19 protein-coding genes, 3 tRNA genes and 1 pseudogene are annotated in these 16,495 nt (G+C 51.0%); 18 read left to right on the forward strand and 5 right to left on the reverse strand.

Annotated features, from left to right (window positions below):
* Positions 1-30: 30 nt before the first annotated feature.
* From RT018_RS10080 to RT018_RS10095, 4 genes are all read right to left on the reverse strand, one after another.
* Complete coding sequence (locus RT018_RS10080) at positions 31-831, reverse strand: TIGR03915 family putative DNA repair protein (protein WP_312941568.1); 801 nt, start codon at positions 829-831, stop codon at positions 31-33.
* A gap of 12 nt (positions 832-843) precedes the next feature.
* Complete coding sequence (locus RT018_RS10085) at positions 844-2,106, reverse strand: putative DNA modification/repair radical SAM protein (protein ID WP_312941570.1); 1,263 nt, start codon at positions 2,104-2,106, stop codon at positions 844-846.
* Positions 2,107-2,113: 7 nt separating this feature from the next.
* A complete protein-coding gene (locus tag RT018_RS10090) occupies positions 2,114-2,236 on the reverse strand; it encodes a hypothetical protein (protein WP_294857291.1) in 123 nt (40 codons plus the stop codon).
* Positions 2,237-2,424: 188 nt separating this feature from the next.
* Positions 2,425-2,760, reverse strand: a complete 336-nt coding sequence (locus tag RT018_RS10095) for an arsenate reductase family protein (protein WP_312941573.1) — start codon at positions 2,758-2,760, stop codon at positions 2,425-2,427.
* 49 nt (positions 2,761-2,809) lie between these two features.
* Here RT018_RS10095 and RT018_RS10100 point away from each other — a divergent pair, with 49 nt between their 5' ends.
* From RT018_RS10100 to RT018_RS10140, 9 genes are all read left to right on the forward strand, one after another.
* A complete protein-coding gene (locus RT018_RS10100; protein ID WP_312941575.1) occupies positions 2,810-3,529 on the forward strand; it encodes an NAD-dependent protein deacylase in 720 nt (239 codons plus the stop codon).
* 289 nt (positions 3,530-3,818) lie between these two features.
* Positions 3,819-5,192, forward strand: coding sequence for a citrate synthase (locus RT018_RS10105; RefSeq protein WP_312941577.1), 1,374 nt, complete (start codon positions 3,819-3,821; stop codon positions 5,190-5,192).
* A gap of 166 nt (positions 5,193-5,358) precedes the next feature.
* A tRNA-Leu gene (locus RT018_RS10110) sits at positions 5,359-5,444 on the forward strand.
* A 54-nt stretch (positions 5,445-5,498) separates the two neighbouring features.
* Positions 5,499-5,585 (forward strand) — tRNA-Leu (locus RT018_RS10115).
* Positions 5,586-5,659: 74 nt separating this feature from the next.
* Positions 5,660-5,746: transfer RNA gene (locus RT018_RS10120), tRNA-Leu, on the forward strand.
* A 495-nt stretch (positions 5,747-6,241) separates the two neighbouring features.
* The gene (locus tag RT018_RS10125) at positions 6,242-6,544 is read left to right on the forward strand and encodes an iron-sulfur cluster repair di-iron protein, ric (RefSeq protein WP_312105446.1); all 303 of its coding nucleotides are present in this window, start codon (positions 6,242-6,244) and stop codon (positions 6,542-6,544) included.
* Between the two features lie 35 nt (positions 6,545-6,579).
* Positions 6,580-8,436: a heavy metal translocating P-type ATPase gene (locus tag RT018_RS10130; protein ID WP_312105444.1), complete on the forward strand. Its 1,857-nt coding sequence runs from the start codon at positions 6,580-6,582 to the stop codon at positions 8,434-8,436.
* 26 nt (positions 8,437-8,462) lie between these two features.
* Complete coding sequence (locus RT018_RS10135) at positions 8,463-8,696, forward strand: cation transporter (protein ID WP_312105442.1); 234 nt, start codon at positions 8,463-8,465, stop codon at positions 8,694-8,696.
* A gap of 189 nt (positions 8,697-8,885) precedes the next feature.
* Positions 8,886-9,500 carry a permease gene (locus RT018_RS10140; RefSeq protein WP_312941580.1) on the forward strand — a complete coding sequence of 205 codons (615 nt, stop codon included), beginning with the start codon at positions 8,886-8,888 and terminating at the stop codon, positions 9,498-9,500.
* Positions 9,501-9,641: 141 nt separating this feature from the next.
* On the opposite strand, the gene RT018_RS10145 is transcribed toward RT018_RS10140, so the two are convergent.
* The gene (locus tag RT018_RS10145) at positions 9,642-10,247 is read right to left on the reverse strand and encodes a Crp/Fnr family transcriptional regulator (protein WP_312941582.1); all 606 of its coding nucleotides are present in this window, start codon (positions 10,245-10,247) and stop codon (positions 9,642-9,644) included.
* Positions 10,248-11,288: 1,041 nt separating this feature from the next.
* On the opposite strand from RT018_RS10145, the gene RT018_RS10150 reads away from it, so the two are divergent.
* The 9 genes and pseudogenes from RT018_RS10150 to RT018_RS10190 form a co-directional block, all read left to right on the forward strand.
* Entirely contained in the window at positions 11,289-11,900 is a 612-nt protein-coding gene (locus RT018_RS10150) for a hypothetical protein (protein ID WP_018306132.1), read from the forward strand.
* A 45-nt stretch (positions 11,901-11,945) separates the two neighbouring features.
* Entirely contained in the window at positions 11,946-13,184 is a 1,239-nt protein-coding gene (locus RT018_RS10155) for an antirestriction protein ArdA (RefSeq protein WP_018306131.1), read from the forward strand.
* Positions 13,185-13,251: 67 nt separating this feature from the next.
* Positions 13,252-13,551: a hypothetical protein gene (locus tag RT018_RS10160; protein ID WP_312941600.1), complete on the forward strand. Its 300-nt coding sequence runs from the start codon at positions 13,252-13,254 to the stop codon at positions 13,549-13,551.
* A 127-nt stretch (positions 13,552-13,678) separates the two neighbouring features.
* Complete coding sequence (locus RT018_RS10165) at positions 13,679-14,011, forward strand: hypothetical protein (RefSeq protein WP_018306129.1); 333 nt, start codon at positions 13,679-13,681, stop codon at positions 14,009-14,011.
* 8 nt (positions 14,012-14,019) lie between these two features.
* Positions 14,020-14,850 (forward strand): DNA adenine methylase, encoded by an 831-nt coding sequence (locus RT018_RS10170; protein WP_018306128.1) that lies wholly within the window; start codon positions 14,020-14,022, stop codon positions 14,848-14,850.
* Positions 14,851-14,916: 66 nt separating this feature from the next.
* Entirely contained in the window at positions 14,917-15,456 is a 540-nt protein-coding gene (locus RT018_RS10175; protein WP_018306127.1) for a hypothetical protein, read from the forward strand.
* A gap of 41 nt (positions 15,457-15,497) precedes the next feature.
* Positions 15,498-16,055: a YodL domain-containing protein gene (locus RT018_RS10180; protein ID WP_018306126.1), complete on the forward strand. Its 558-nt coding sequence runs from the start codon at positions 15,498-15,500 to the stop codon at positions 16,053-16,055.
* A gap of 55 nt (positions 16,056-16,110) precedes the next feature.
* Complete coding sequence (locus RT018_RS10185) at positions 16,111-16,374, forward strand: DUF6133 family protein (RefSeq protein WP_018306125.1); 264 nt, start codon at positions 16,111-16,113, stop codon at positions 16,372-16,374.
* A gap of 34 nt (positions 16,375-16,408) precedes the next feature.
* Positions 16,409-16,495: pseudogene (locus tag RT018_RS10190) on the forward strand (SpoVG family protein); the annotation flags it as partial.

Genomic DNA, 16,495 nt, shown 5'->3' on the forward strand with positions numbered 1-16,495 from the left:
AAAGGTGCTTCCGCGGCTTTTATGTGCAGTTTAAACGGACGGAAGACCTGGCCCGCGGTGTTCCAACCGAGGGGACTGCCCAGCAATGAAGTAATCCTCATCCTGAAATTCCGTCATGGTCCCCCAGTAGCGCTTTGGCATGTGGGTCTGGCGGCAGCGGAAGTTTTCCCGCTCCTTGATGGCAACAGTATCATAAAACCGCTTCCACAACCGACGGAAGGCGACTTCCGTTTCGTCTGGTGCAGCCGCCTCAAATCGCTCCAGAGGAGCAATGACGGCCTTTCCGTCGGCGTAAAACAGCGCCTCGCGGTGTGTGCGGTCATAGATAAAAAACCGCTCGTTGGGGAAGCGACTGCAAAAATGAGAGCGTAGCAGAGGCAGCACGCGATTTTTCGGCTCAATTTCACCGCCCAAAATTCCAGAGTAATCCGAAAAGCGGACAAAGCCCCGCAGAAGCTGGACCTCTCCCTCCAAATGACGCACCGCTTTTAAGACTGGAAGCAGTGTTTCATCCGCCAGATTCCGGAGAAAACCCGGCCCTTCCCGAAGCAGCTTGGCAATCAGATGGTAGAGATACATCTCCCGATTTGCAAGGCAGGTGAGAAAACCGCGACGCAACAGGATAACGGCCTTACCAGAGAGAAGTGCCGTCTTACGTAGAACGCGGTCAGCGTGGGCTTTATCTGTTTCGATATGCCGGGTCTGAAACAGAGTGAGACAGGCGTCCGTCTCCGGGATAATATCGGATGGAAGTTCCCGATTGGCATAGCTTTCAAAAATGCAGCAGAGGAAGCCTTCAAAGCTTCCGTCGTAAAGATAGATGAACTCCATGGTACACCCCTTTCACGCGCCAAACAGAGAAAGCTGCTCCATCTGGGCGCCGGGAAGACCGGGTTGCTCTGCCGCAATCAGGTTTCGGAGCAGACTTTCCGGCGTAAAACGAAGTCCCTTGGACATCTGCCCTCGGCAGGAGAGAAAATACTGTGCCCGTTTCATCACAACACCCAGCTTTCTCAAGTCCTCCGTTCGCAGGCTTCCCGCTCTGCGGGAAACCAGAATGCGCTTGGCAGAGACGACGCCGACACCCGGAACTCGGAGCAGTGACTCATAGTCTGCCGTGTTCACTTCTACGGGGAAAAACTCCAGATGGGCCAGTGCCCAACTGCATTTGGGGTCCACCAGCGGATTGAAGTCTGGCGTTCCCTCGTCCAGAAGCTCCTCCGCACGAAATCCGTAAAACCGCAAAAGCCAGTCTGCCTGATAAAGTCGGTGCTCTCGCAATAGGGGAGGCTTTGTGTCCCGGGAGGGAAGAAGCGTGTGGGGAACCACCGGAACATACGCAGAGAAAAAGACACGCTTGAGGCGGTAGCGGTCATACAGGCCCTGCGTCAGGCGCAAAATCCGGAGGTCGGAATCCGCCGTGGCCCCCACGATCAGTTGAGTGCTTTGCCCTGCGGGCGCAAATTTCGGTGCGTGGCGGTATTTGACCAATTCTTCTTTATATTGAACACCGCGGGTTTGAATCTGCCGCATGGGCGCGAGAATCGCGCCCTTTGTCTTGTCCGGGGCAAGGGATTTCAGTCCCGCTTCCGAGGGCAGCTCAATATTGACGGACAGTCGGTCTGCCAGAAGACCCAGTCGCTCCACCAGCTCCGGCGCGGCGCCGGGAATGGCTTTGGCATGAATGTAACCGTTAAACCGGTAAGTCTCCCGCAAAATTTGCAATGCGCGGATCATCAGCTCCATCGTATGGTCCGGATTGTGTAAAACACCAGAGGAGAGGAACAACCCTTCAATATAGTTCCGCCGATAAAATCCAATGGTTAACTCCGCCAGCTCCTCAGGGGTAAACGAGGCCCGGGGCGTGTCGTTGCTGCGGCGATTGACACAGTATTTGCAGTCGTATGCACACTGATTGCTCAAAAGCACCTTCAGCAGCGTGACGCACCGCCCATCGGCCGAAAAGGAGTGACAGCAGCCCATGGCGGACGTGGAGGTGTTGCCGATGAATCCCTCCTTATATCCCCGACGCGCCCCGGAGGAGGTGCAGGCGGCGTCGTATTTTGCCGCATCGGAGAGAATAGTCAGTTTTTCCAGCAGTTCCATGGCGTCCTCAGCGCGTTTCCGCACGCCGGAGGGACCGGGATGGACGTTCAATGGCATCAATCACGCGAAAGAGCAGATGCGTCAAAAATCCCGTACCCACAAAAATTAAAAACAGGGTGTATCCGGTCATAAAAAATCCTCCTCTGGAACTTTTGTTCTAATTTAAAACGATTATAACTAGAACGAATGTTTTTGTCAAGAGAAAAAACAGAACAAAAGTACGAATATTTTGGAGGACGATAGTGTGCTGCTTTGTTTTGAGTGGAGGATATAAAGTCCTTGGGAAAAGAAAAAGCCCCGCCGCGAGGCGGGGCAAGGTTATTCCCATGTCTCCCAAATTTCCGGATGGTAGCCCACGGTGGCGTCTTTTCCATTGCGGACAATGGGTGTTTGAAACAGCTCCGGGTTTTCAAGAAGCTTTGCTTCCTGCGCATCCGGTGTGATATAGGCCATGAACAACGACTTATAGACCCGGGATTTGCGGTTGACCAGCGCCTCGTAACCAACTTTTTGCTTGACGGACTGGTACTCTCTGGGGGATAATCCCTTGGAGGCAACATCGATGTACTGATACTTGATGCGGCGCTCTTTAAACCACCGCTCGGCTTTTCTGCTGTCGAAGGACTTGGAGGAGCCGAAGATTTGAATATTCATGGAAGTTCTCCTTATTATAAATAAGAATTGACGCGGACGGAGGCGTTTTATGACAGAGAGCGCAAAGAGACTAAAAGACTTGGTGGACAGCAGCGACAATATCGTTTTTTTCGGAGGCGCGGGAGTGTCCACAGAGTCGGGTATCCCCGACTTTCGAAGCGAGGACGGGTTGTACCGCCAGCAGTATGATTACCCGCCCGAAACTATTTTAAGCCATACCTTTTACGAAAGCAAGCCAGAAGAATTTTTCCGTTTCTATCGGGCAAAGCTTCTAGCTCCTAATGCGAAGCCCAACGCAGCCCATCGTAAGCTGGCGGAGCTCGAAAGACAGGGAAAACTGAAGGCGATCATTACCCAGAATATCGACGGACTGCATCAGGCGGCGGGAAGCCGGACCGTGCTGGAGCTTCACGGCAGCGTTCTGCGGAATTACTGTGAAAGCTGCCAAAAGCCCTATACGCTTGACTTTATGCTCCGCTCTCAGGGCGTTCCCCATTGCGAAGCCTGCGGTGGGCGGGTGAAGCCCGATGTGGTGCTCTATGAGGAAGGGCTGGACATGGATACGATGGAGCGGGCAGCCCGCTATATTGCTGAGGCAGATCTGCTGATCATCGGGGGCACATCTCTGAACGTGTATCCGGCGGCGGGGCTGATCCGGTGGTATCAGGGACGAAAGCTGGTGATTATTAATAAATCCCCCGTGGCTGCAGACTTGACCGCAGACCTTGTGATTACCGATTCCATTGGAGAGACGCTCGCACAGCTTTAAAGACGGGACAATTTGCAGGGAAACCTGTCAGATTGCTAAAAAAATGAATAAACAGATAGATACGACTGCAATATTTGGAGAAAAAGCTGATAAAAAACCAATTAAATATATTGAAAATGAAGGAACTGTATGATATCATTGCATTATATCGCGGGCACAGAACGCCGCTGTGATATATTATTTTTATTGGGAACAGCTTGCTTTGCAGACGGTGGATTTTTCATGCCCGGCGCTGAGACGCCGCCGGGAGGAATTTGCTTTTCTGCGGGTGGGAAGAGGAGGCGGCGGAATGATCTGGTCGGAAAAAGGGGAGAACGTCTACTCCCAGATTACGCCCAAAATTCGGGCGCTGGAGGAACAGTGGGAGAAGAAGAATTACATTGATCCCGGACTGTACCGAAAGTACAACGTGCGCAGAGGTCTTCGGGACGAAAACGGCCAGGGCGTGCTGACAGGACTGACCCGCGTGGGTGAAATTCAGTCGTACTCCGTGGAACGGGATGGAAAGCTTCTGCCCGAGGACGGTGTGCTGTATTACCGGGGGATTGATTGCCGGGAACTTGTCCGGGGATCTGAGGGGCGCAGACTGGCCTTCGAGGAGGCGGCGTATCTGCTGCTGTTTGGCGAGCTGCCCACGGAGGTCCAGCTGCGGGATTTCTGCGTACAGCTTGCCACTTATCGGACGCTGCCCAGCAACTTTCTGCGGGATGTAATTCTAAAAGCCCCACCGCAGGACCTGATGAATACGATGCAGCGCGCAGTACTGACGCTGTTTTGCTATGATGATCAACCCAACGACATCAGTCTTGGGAATGTGCTGCGCCAGAGTTTGCAGATGGTTGCCATTATGCCGCTGCTGGCGATTTACGCCTATCAGGCCTATCGGTTTAACAAAGGGGAGGGCCTGTTTATCCACGAGCCAAGACCCGAGTTGTCCACGGCGGAGAATTTTCTCAGGATGCTGCGTCAGGACGGGCAGTATACGGAATTGGAGGCCCGGGTGCTGGATGTGGCGCTGGTGCTTCACGCCGATAATGGTGGCGGCAATAACTCCACTTTTACCAACCACGTGGTCACCTCTTCGGGTACGGATACATATTCCGCTATCGCCGCCTCCATGGCGTCCCTGAAGGGCCCGCGCCACGGCGGGGCCAACAGCAAGGTGATGGAGATGATGGCGGACATCAAGTCCCACGTGCGTAATTGGAACGACGATGAAGAGCTTGAACAGTATCTGGCGCGCATTTTAAACGGAGATGTTTTTGATGGCCGGGGACTGCTGTATGGTTTGGGCCATGCGGTCTATACTCGGACGGATCCCCGATGCGAGGTATTCCGGGACTATGTGAAGACGCTTTCCAAGGAAAAAGAGCGCGGGGAAGAGCTGGACCTCTACGAGCGGGTGGAGAGGATTGGAAAAGGCTTGCTGACAGCCCGGCGGGGGAAAGACGCCATCTCCACCAATATTGATTTTTACAGTGGGTTTGTCTTTGAGATGCTGGGCCTGCCCAAAGAACTGTATACGCCTCTGTTTGCGGTGGCCCGCATTTCTGGCTGGAGCGCGCATCGGATGGAAGAGCTTTCCGGCGGAGGAAAGCTGATCCGCCCGCGGTATGAGTGCGTGGAAGAGCATAGGGAATATACGCCAGCAGCGGAGCGCTAAACGTTTCAGAGAACGTGGACCTTTATGCGCCGGAGGAGCGGAAATCCGCCCTCCGGCGCGGCTGCAGTATGGAAAACAAAATATTTGCCGAAAAGGGAAATTTGAGGTTGACATTTTTCAAGCTTCTGGCTATAATAATCAAGCAGTCTTTTTTTGGTATGGATTTGCGGCTGTGCTGGAACTGGTAGACAGGCCAGCTTGAGGTGCTGGTGTCTAATCGACGTGTGGGTTCAAATCCCGTCAGCCGCACCAATCCCATCTCCGCTTCGGCGGAGAATGGGGACTGCACAAATTTCAGATGAATATGCGCGAGTGGTGGAATTGGCAGACTCGCTAGATTCAGGTTCTAGTGTCCGCAAGGACGTGCGGGTTCAAGTCCCGCCTCGCGCACCAATATCTGTCTGAGGACGGAGGTTCTCAGGCAGATATTTCTGAAAATTTGACGTTTTTTAAAATTCAATTAATACGCGCGAGTGGTGGAATTGGCAGACTCGCTAGATTCAGGTTCTAGTGTCCGCAAGGACGTGCGGGTTCAAGTCCCGCCTCGCGCACCAAAAACAAAAGGTGAAAAAGATTTATTGGCTCAAACGCCGGTGATCGCAAGCCTTTCGAGAGCTCTCACTACAAAAAGTGAGGGCTCTTTTTTCGTAGATTTATTGGGGCTTTGGCTTCACACTGATGAGGCTCAAACTCGCAAGTGAAAAACAGTCATAAGCGGCGGCATTTTTTTCGTCTACCCGCAGAGAAATAGAGCATCCACCAGCACAATTAATTAAAACAGAAAATGAAGCAACCGAGAGCCGGAGAATAGTTTGGAACCTAATATTGCTTTTGATCTGTTCAGTATAAGCGGAGCACCTGCTTTAGTGGGTGCTCCATTTGTATGGAGTCAGCAGTATATTCATCAAAAGGATGACTTTTACAGACTCGTCATCAATAAAACACATACGGATTTTTTCTATTTTTGATTTAGGTCAAATCATTCTCCGCCACACCATGATATACTAAGCTAAGAAAAACAAAATGATAACGAGAGGGCGGGAGAGACAATGGCAAACAAACAAATATTTAATGAGGCAAAGGCGAAGCATTTTAAGACATTAGAGCAATATGTGCCCATTGTGGCAAGGGTTCACGGGAAAAGCCATCCCGAGTTCCACGATGTCCATACGCTGTTTGACGCGCTGGCTAAAAAAATAAAGGAAACGGGCTCGGGGGTTCCTGATTTGAACGAGGAGTTTGCCAAGCTTCGTGAAATTACAAACGACTACACCGTTCCGGATGATGTATGCGAAAGTTATGAAGCGGTTTACAACATGCTGGCGGAGTTGAATAAGGCATATCAGGCTTAAACGCAAATGAATTGGTAAAGCAAGAAGGTGATGAGATGCAAAGATTGATACTTAGTAAGAAAAACCATATAACATTGGTGAGTGCCATTTTAATCGTCATTGGTTTTACCAGTGAACTGGGATTTAAAAATGAAGCTGTGGCTATTTCAACCTTGGTGCTCGCGTCCATTTTAGGCGCCCTGCCCATTGCAATTCAGGCGTATCAGGCATTGAAAGTCAAGGTTGTCAGCATTGACGTATTGGTTACCATCGCGGTTGTCGGCGCTTTTTTCATCAGAAATTTTGAAGAATCCGCCATTGTCACATTCCTGTTCTTATTCGGCGCTTTTTTAGAGCAGCGTACACTGAATAAAACACGCTCAGCCATCAAAGAGCTGACGGAAATGGCGCCGGAAAGCGCCTTAAAGCAAATGGCAAACGGAGAGTTTGAAGAAGTTGAAGTGGACGAAGTGGATGTAGGCGACATATTACTGGTGAAAACCGGTGGGAAAATACCGGTTGACGGCACGGTTCTGTCCGGCGAAGGCAGTATCAACGAGGCCAGCATTACGGGGGAATCCCTTCCGGTTTCAAAGGAAAAGGGCTCCAATGTATTCGCAGGCACGATTCTCGATAATGGAACCATTCAAATTACCGCCGACCGGGTGGGCGAAGATACCACATTCGGTAAAATCATTGAGCTGGTGGAGGAAGCCCAGGACTCCAAATCAGAGGCGGAGCGCTTTATCGACCGCTTCTCGAAATACTATACACCGGCAGTCCTTGTACTGGGTATACTCGTTTGGGCCTTTTCGCGGAATCTTGAGCTGGCCATCACCATCCTCGTCCTCGGCTGCCCCGGCGCTTTGGTCATTGGTGTCCCCGTATCCAACGTGGCCGGCATCGGAAACGGAGCCCGCCATGGCGTGCTACTCAAGGGCAGCGAAGTCATCGGGGACTTTAGCAGGCTGGATACCATGGTGTTCGATAAAACAGGCACCCTGACAATGGGCAATCCATCAGTTGCGGAAAAAGAGTATTATGGCGATCATATTGATGAAGCCCTGGGGTTTCTTGCAAGTATTGAACGTGAATCCGACCACCCTTTGGCCAAAGCAATATTAGAGGAGATTCGCGAGACCACATTCTCCCCGGTAAAAAATACGGAGGTTGTAAAGGGCGGTGGAATTGCGGCCAGTGTAGGCGGACACAGAATTGCGGTTGGCAATGTTGCTTTGATGGAGAGAGAAAACGTCACGCTCAGTGAACAGGCGAAAGCCGATATCGCCCGTTTTGAAAAGGGCGGCAATTCCCTTGTACTGACTTCTGTGGACGGGGAATTAAAGGTTTTGATGGGAGTTCGTGACCAGATCCGCCCCGGTGTGAAGGAAGATCTGCGCAGGCTGAAGAAATTAGGCGTCAAGAACCTTGTGATGCTGTCCGGCGACAATCAAGGTACCGTTGATGCGGTGAGCCGGGAGCTTGGCTTAACTGAGGCTCGCGGGAATATGCTGCCGGAGGATAAGTCAGCATACATCAAGAAGCTGATCGAGGAAGATGGCCAAATCGTCGCTTTTGTGGGCGACGGTGTGAACGACAGCCCGTCTCTTGCTTTGGCGCATATTGGTATTGCCATGGGAAGCGGAACAGACGTAGCCATTGAGACCTCCGATGTGGTTTTAATGAATTCAGATTTCAGCCGTTTACCCCATGCCCTTGGACTGACAAAGGCCACGGCCAGAAATATGAAGCAAAATATTTTGATTGCTGTAGGGGTTGTCCTGTTCCTGCTTGCCAGCGTGTTCCTTAGCGAATGGATGAATATGTCCATCGGCATGCTGGTACATGAGGGCAGCATTCTGGTTGTTATCCTAAACGGCATGAGGCTGCTGCGGTACAAATTGAAAAAGTAATAAGCAAGATAGAAAGGAGCTCAAAAATGAAAAGTGCAACCATTCAATTAGAAGCCTTAGTCTGCCCATCCTGTGTTCAAAAGATTGAAAACGCAGTAAAATCGTTAAACGGTGTAGAAAAAGAAAGCGTAAAAGTGCTGTTTAATTCAAGCAAGGCAAAGTTCGACTTTGACGATGAAAAGCTGTCTGTAGAAGACGTGGAAAAGGCCATCACCGCTCTTGGATACGAGGTTATAAAATCTCAGATAAAGGCAAAATAAGAGCAACGAGGCAATCCCCCGGATTAGGTATAAAACCTATCTCGGGGGATTGCTGTTTTTAATGCGAATGTCCTTCGGCTTCCTCTGCGATTTCCTTGGTCTCATGAACGGTTCCGAAGGGGTGCTGTGGGGGAGCATAGATGGAATATAACTTCAAGGGACTGTTCCCTATGTTAATGAGATTGTGCCATGTACTACATCAAGGAAATGCTCATGATTATGCCGGTTATCTTTGTATTAACGGCTCTTTTGGATATGTGGATTCCAAAGGAAAAAATCATGCAGTATTTGGGTAAGGACGCTAAGGCGAAAGGTGTTTTCCTTTCTTTTGTGGTTGGCAGTATTTCGGCAGGGCCCATTTATGCGGCGTTCCCAATGTGTGTCATGCTTCACAAGAAGGGGGCTTCCATTCGAAATATCATCATCATCTTAAGCTCATGGGCTGTGATTAAGGTTCCCATGCTTCTCAATGAAGTAAAGTTTTTAGGGTCAAAATTCATGGCCATACGCTGGGTGCTTACTGTTATTGCTATCATCATTTTCTCGTGGATAGCGGAAAAAATAATAAAGGACGAGGATCTGCCGGGAGAGGTGCTGACGCAGCCCGGACTCCACATCAACCGGGATGCCTGCATGGGCTGTACCCTATGCGCAAAGAGCTATCCCGAAGTGTTTGGGATGGAAAATAAAAAGGCAATTACAAAATCATACGAAGAGTCAGATTTAGATACGGATAGGCTGGGGAATGCAATAAAATCATGTCCGGTGAAGGCCATATCGTATAATGAAAGCAAGAAAATGTAGTATCCTATTTTGTGTATGGAGGCTGTCATCCCGAAGTATAGAGAAAGCTTAAAGGCCAGCATTTGCAACCTGCAAATGCTGGCCTTTTGTACTTCCTCATTAGACAGGCGGGCACAAATGATTTATCAAAACTGATCGTTTTTATTCAATAAGAGTGATTTCCTCTAGCTCCGATTTATCTTTTATGATAATTTTGCGGTGCCCTTTTAATATAATCAGCCCTTCTTCCTGCAACGCCGCCAGCTTGCGGCTTAGGGTTTCCTGCGTCATCCCGAGCTGAGAGGCCAGATCCCCCTTGGTCATGGGCAAGAGGAACTCCTGCTTACCCTCTGACAGCTCCAGCAGAGCCCCTGCAATGCGTTTGGTCACCGAGCTTAAGCTGATGTCCTCGATTCGGTTCTCCGCCTTTTCCAGTCTGCGGGAGAGCTCATCCATCACCTTAAAGGCAATGGAAGGGTACTTTGCCATCAGCCCCTTAAGCCGTTCTCCTTGCAGAACGCACATGGTTGTCGCCTCCAACGCCTGGGCGTTGTCGGTGAGGGGCAGGGAAGAAAAGAGGGACAGCTCTCCGATAAATTCACCTGGCTCAACCAAGCGGAGAACCTGTTCCTTTCCACTTGCATTTAAGCGAAAAAGTTTCGCCCGTCCGGTGTAGAGGACAAAGAGTGTTCCGCCCTCATCACCTGCTCTGTATACTGTTTCGCCTTTCTCAAAGCTACGGGAGGATGCAATCTCGACGATCTCCATTCGCTCTTCCCGGCTGAGACTAGAGAAAATTGGCACATGCTCGATACAGCTTGCATGGCTTTCAGAGTGATGGCAACATTGCATTTCCATTTCCTCCCGACATCAACTATTCTATATCTAATTTACCGACTGACATTCATTTAGTTATTATACAGCATATGAATTTGATTCTCAAGCAAAAACAGGTGGCGAAGGGCTTTCTTCGTTTCTTGCCGAAGCCACTGCCGGAGTGCAGGTGCCAAAGTCATCATAAGGCAAAATCATTTTTACCCTGTTTCTCTAAAAATGGCTTAAATACTAGGTTTTATCAAATTCAAGCGTCAAAAAAGCAGGGGGAGTTCTCGTATCTCGGCAGGGAAACTAGCTAAAACGGAGGATTCTGTGAGTTCAAATCTCTCCACTCATACCAAAAACAAAAGGTAAAAAAGATTTATTGCTTACAAAGCCAGTAAATCCAAGCCTTTCGAGAGCTTCCACGATGAAAAGTGGAAGCTCTTTTTTCGTAGATTTATTAGGGTAAAAGCTTCACTCAGGCAGGATTCAAACCTACAAGTAAAAACGAATGGGAATGGCACCCTTTTCAGAACAGAGTGAAATGGAAAAGGGCGCCACTCAAAATGCAATCAAAAAAACAAGCTCAAAATAAAAAGGGCGCTGATTTTTAAGGCTGATTGAAAGCCGATAAAGTTAGCGCCCTTTTTTATATATACACCAAAATCACATTAAAAATGAAAGCATCGGAAAGCCGGAGAATTGGAGTGCAGGAATGCCCTTTATTCTCCGGCTTTTTTTGTTTTCTGGAAAGGAGTAGCCATGTTGGTACGCTATAAGAGAAATAAGCAAACTGCCTGTTACGACTCGGACAATCTAACTACTCTCGGCAGGACACCACCGGACGAACGACCTCGCGGTCCGTTCCAAAGCTGCGGCGACTGCCCATACCCGTCCCACGGCTTCATCTGCTACAGCGCTGAGGGAGATTGCCTTAGAACGGATATGCAAAAAATTGCAAAACGCAGAAAGGAAGGTGCAAGATGAAACATGGAAACCGAATTAACAAAACGGATTAAGGCGCTGACCCATCACTACCGTCCAAAGCTGCACACCGAAAAGCGAACCATCCGGTGGGCGGATGAGGTATGGACGCCGTCAGGGATTGTAGACAGCCTCCGCTTTGAGGACTATTACGAGGATGAGGAATATCTCTGCAGGCTTCTGGATGCGGACCGATTTTCCGAAAAGGAACCGTGCCTGACTGCGCGGACGCACGAACCCGGAAGGTGCTTTCGGGATGGCAGTAAAGATAAGAATGCACAGAAATGCCACGGCTGCGTCCTGCGGTGCCATAACTGGCATATCGGCATGATGGTCACCTGTTTTGAAGTCAAAATCACCTATCAGGATTTCAAAAGCAGAAACGGCCATAACTTTCATGGGAACGAAAATTACTACTGCGTGCCGAAAACCCTTGCCGTCAGAATCGCCGGGGAAGTTCCCGCCCACATCGGCATCCTCGCATATTTTGAGGGAGAACACCAATACGGGCTTCGGCAGTTCAAACCGGCCACATGGCAGGAGGTATCGGATCAAACCAAGGTACTGCTACTGTACAACGCCATGAAAAAGTGGTGCGACGGAGCGGTTTTCGTGTAACCGCCGGATGTGCATTGCAGTGATTAATCAAACGGAGGTATCAAGATGAGCGTTAACGCCAGAGAAGAAAAAATTTTCACAGTGGAACTCAGCCGGTGGAACCCTTCCGGTATAAATCCGTCGGTAGAAATCACACTCCCCGCCACACCCTATGAGCTGGAGGATGCGTTAGAAAAAGCGAGAATCACCGGGGACACCGTTTATTCCGCGGAGGTTTTAAGCTGCAAGCTGGACTATCTGCCGCAATTTATCGCCCCCGATGCCAATCTGCATGAGCTGAATCATCTCGCCCAGCGGCTGTCCTCCCTGAGTGCATGGGAACTGGACTGCTTCGAGGGCATGGTGATGATGGATGCCGTCCAGACTCAATACGCACCCATTTCGGCGGAGCGGCTCATCAATATGACACACAGCATGACGCATTGCCAAGTTGCTTACGAAGCTCATGACGACCAAGCTCTCGGCAAATTTTACGCGGATAATGACTTTGTACCGGCACTGGAAAAGGTATCGGATGAAGTCTACGCATATCTGGACTTCGGTAAAATCGGCAAGGAGATGCGTGAGGGCGAGGGCGGCGTGTTTACACCATGCGGCTATGTGGTGCAGAATGGCGAGATTGCCGTCTGCTACCACAGCGGCGATGCCAGCCCCCTTGACAAGCCGGATTATGCCGTGCTTCTCCGTATCACCAAGGGGCATTTTAACGATCCCGCCCATGACAATGACACGGCTGTCTTCCTCAAGCTCCCTGCCAGTGATGCAGCGCTTTTGCAGGCGGTTGATGCTGTCGGAGCGGCCTCCCCGGAGGAATATGCATTCTCTGCGGAGGATTGCATGGCGCCCTTTTTGACTGACAAAATAAACAACGCCCTGTATGCCTCGGAAGGCGACTGCTACGGTCTGGTCAATGAGCTGGCTCGGCAGCTTCGGCGCATGGCAGATAAGCGCAGTCTTTCAACCTATAAGGCGATGCTTGAAGCCGTGCCGGAAGAAATTTCCTTGGAGGATGCGCTGGATCTTTCCCAGCAGATAGAGAATTTTTCAGTCATCCGTGAGGCGACTACCCCTGCGGATTACGCCAAATTTATGCTGTCTAAATACTGCATTGAATGTGAAGGCGAGCTGTTTTCCTGTGCGAATCTCCATAAATATGGCGAAAAGCTGATGGAGGAAAAAGGCATCCTTCTTACCGGATACGGCGTCTTATGGTCACTGACCGGGCAAACGGTGGAGCAATGCCTGAACCGTCCCAACCAGAGCTTTGGCATGGAAATGAAGTAGCAAATCTTTGTTGGGTTTTGGTATAGCTATTCTCATGAAGCTGTGGCATTGTGTTGTGCTGAAGGAGGTGAGGCAGTTGGACGAAAAGCTCTTGGATTTACTGGATATGGCGCTTGCGGAACGGTTTCAGCTTGCATATGCTGCCCTGCGCGAATCTGACCCTCAGTCGGAAAATCTGGCGCAGGAATTAGTGTCACTCAGTGACAGCATTCGGGAGAGCACTGAAATCAGTCAAGGTACGAAAGATAGAATTGAGTGCTATTTGAGTCAAAATTCGGATTTGGAGGTAGCGTTTCAAAAGCATCTGTACATTCAAGGTGCCAAGGACTGCGTGGCAGTGTTAAGAGAGCTTGGCGTAATCCAGTAGCGCAGGCAGAGCTGCCTGTGCTTTTTTAGACCACTATCAAAACAGGGCCGTTTCCCCATACAGGAGGCGGCCCTGTTTTTTTGCGCCCTTTTTGCCTTTCCGGGGAAACGACCGGAAAGGAGGACCCATGCAGAAAGAACAGCTTGCAAAGCATCTGCGCCGGTATCACCACGGTGCGGAAAACGCCGTCATCAGCCGGGAGCTGGAATGTACCTTCCGCGTTTCAGGTAAGGAACTGCGGGATCAGGTCAATGCCCTGCGCCGGGAGGGTGTTCCCATTGCCAGTGACCAGAACGGGTATTTTTATGCGAAAACCGAAGCGGAGGTGCGCCTGACCATCCGGCATATGAGAAACCGCATCGCTGGAATCAGCGCCGCCATTACCGGCCTCCGGCGTTCCCTTGCGGCCTTTGACGATACGCAGATACGTCTGCCGCTGGAGGGAGGTGATGACTCCTGAACAGCTTCATGTCCTGGATCGGCGGCAAGAAATCTCTGCGGGAGCTGATTGTCACCCTGTTTCCCCTCTATTATGAGCGGTATATTGAGGTGTTCGGCGGAGGCGGCTGGGTGCTGTTCCATAAACAGCCCGGCAACGATTTCGAGGTCTACAATGACTTCAACGGCCTGCTGGTCAACCTCTACCGCTGTGTGCGGGAAAAACCGCAGGAACTGATGGCAACCCTTGCCTACTGTCTGAACTCCCGCGCGGATTTTGAGCTCGTGAAAAATGCCCTCGCCCGTGATTCTCCCGCATCGGATGTGCAAAAGGCGGCATGGTTTTACCAGCTCATCCGCTACAGTTATGCGTCGGGGCTGACCAGCTACGGTAGCCAGCCCCATGACATCCGCAGCAACTTTCCTCTCATTGAGCAGGCCCACCGGCGGCTTGCCAAGGTGGTCGTGGAAAACAAGGATTTCGAGAAGCTCATCGGGCAGTACGACCGCCCCGTCAGCTTTTTCTACTGCGACCCGCCGTATTTTGAAACCGAAAGCTATTACAAAAACGTGGGCGAGGACGGTTTCACGGAAAAAGACCATGTTAGGCTGCGGGATGCCCTGCTGCGGATCGACGGCAAATTTCTGCTGTCCTACAACGACTGCGAGTTTATCCGTAGCCTCTATGATGCGCCAGGCATCCAGACGGAAGCCTTTACCCGCATTAACAACATCAAGCAGCGGTATGACAATGGGGCGCAGTTTCCTGAAATCCTCATTGCAAACTACGATCTGCACGAGCGCGAGAAAAACGCCCCGTCACAGCTGAATCTGTTTGGGGAAGGAGGCTTCATGGAGTAGCGAAAACGCCCTTGGCACAGCATTGCGTGAAAAACAAAATTAATATTTGATTGGAGGAACTCATTCATGAAAAAGAATCAAATGCCCCAAATCGGCCTCCCGGCCGACGCCTGCGAACGGTCCGGCTTTACTGACAAGGATACGCTGGAGCTTCATGCCGGACCGAGCGTCCTTGTCTTTATGAAGGGCAAAATGACGGCGCTGGAGGTGGCGAACGCCATCCAGAGCCTCAGTGCCCTTGCCGCCGACCTGACCGTCGTCCTCGCCTCCGCCTGCGGACTGTGCAACAACTGCGGTGAGGGCTGTGAGGATGGTTGCCCCGCCGAATGGGTGGCAGGGTGTTCTCTCTGCCATGATCTGCTGGATGACAGTCAGACTGTCAGCATTCCCGGCTATCTGCTGGAGGAAGCGGGTATCCCCGTAGATGCTAAGCTGGAAGCCTACACGGACAAGGACAGCGGCCAAATCACGGTGGTGGAGGCGGATGTCCAGCAGGACATTACCGATGTGCCGCCCGGTATCCTTACGGTGCTGGCACAAAGCGGCGTGTGCCTTGCGGAGCTGGATGAGCTGATTATGCTGGAGGAAATCGTCTACGGTAAATAATCGGTCTTGGATTCCCAACACACAATCCGGGAGGTGAGCATATGCCGGGAATCACTCTAAAAAACGGCCTCATTTCCTACTATGGAAACCCGGCCGGATATACAGAAAAAGAAAAGGCGGTGGTGGATAGTATCTTCCGAAACGACGAGCTGACCGCATGGCTCAAAAGCCGCAGCCTGACCCCGCAGTGGACAGACGGCGTGATGGAACGCCTTGCCGCAGGGGAACAGATGGGCGGCATGGCTGAAGCTGCCGCACCGCTCAAAAGTGTCCGCATCTGGCAGCTGAAGCCGGATACGGACGTGTATAGGAAATTTATCTCCTATGAGGAAACGGTACGGCAGTTCGGGGAGCCGTCCCCGGAGCATTACCGCGTTGCCTATGACGGCCAGCTGGATACCAACGATCTCGAAGCCATCTATACAAGGTGCAATGTGAATCATCCGCCCGGCTATGACGGACACTCCCTGTCCATGTCCGATGTGGTGGAACTGTATGACGCAGAGGGCAGCGAATTCCACTACTGCGACCGCTTTGGATTTCAGAAAATCAGCTTCGGGGAACCGGAGCAGACCCAAACCATGGGAATGAGTATGTAGGCAGCCATCGGCTGTCTTTTTTCATGCCCTCATCATTAGAACGGAGGAAAAATATATGGTTCAGCTTATGAAAAAGGCGAAGACCGCAATTTCACACAAAGCTGCGGCGGTAAAAAATACCGCCGCAGGTCTCGCATTGCGCAGCAGACACATCCTTTCCCAAAACGCCGGGGACGGCTACATTGACACCGCCATCAAAATTTTGATTGCAGTGGTGCTGGGCGCATTGCTCCTCGCGGGGCTGTATGCCCTGTTCGGGGAAACGGTGCTACCCACCCTGACCCAGCGCATCAAGGAAATGTTCAATTACGCCGGTTAATTAGGCCGGACATTTTTAGAAGGAGGAAAAAACCATGCCTAACAACACGACATCGGCTGCCCCCAAGTACGATGTGAAAATCCACTCCATCCGCCCAGAGGGCAGCTGCAAGGCCACTGCC

Source organism: Oscillibacter sp. (genome assembly GCF_032060045.1).
Lineage (GTDB): Bacteria > Bacillota > Clostridia > Oscillospirales > Oscillospiraceae > Oscillibacter.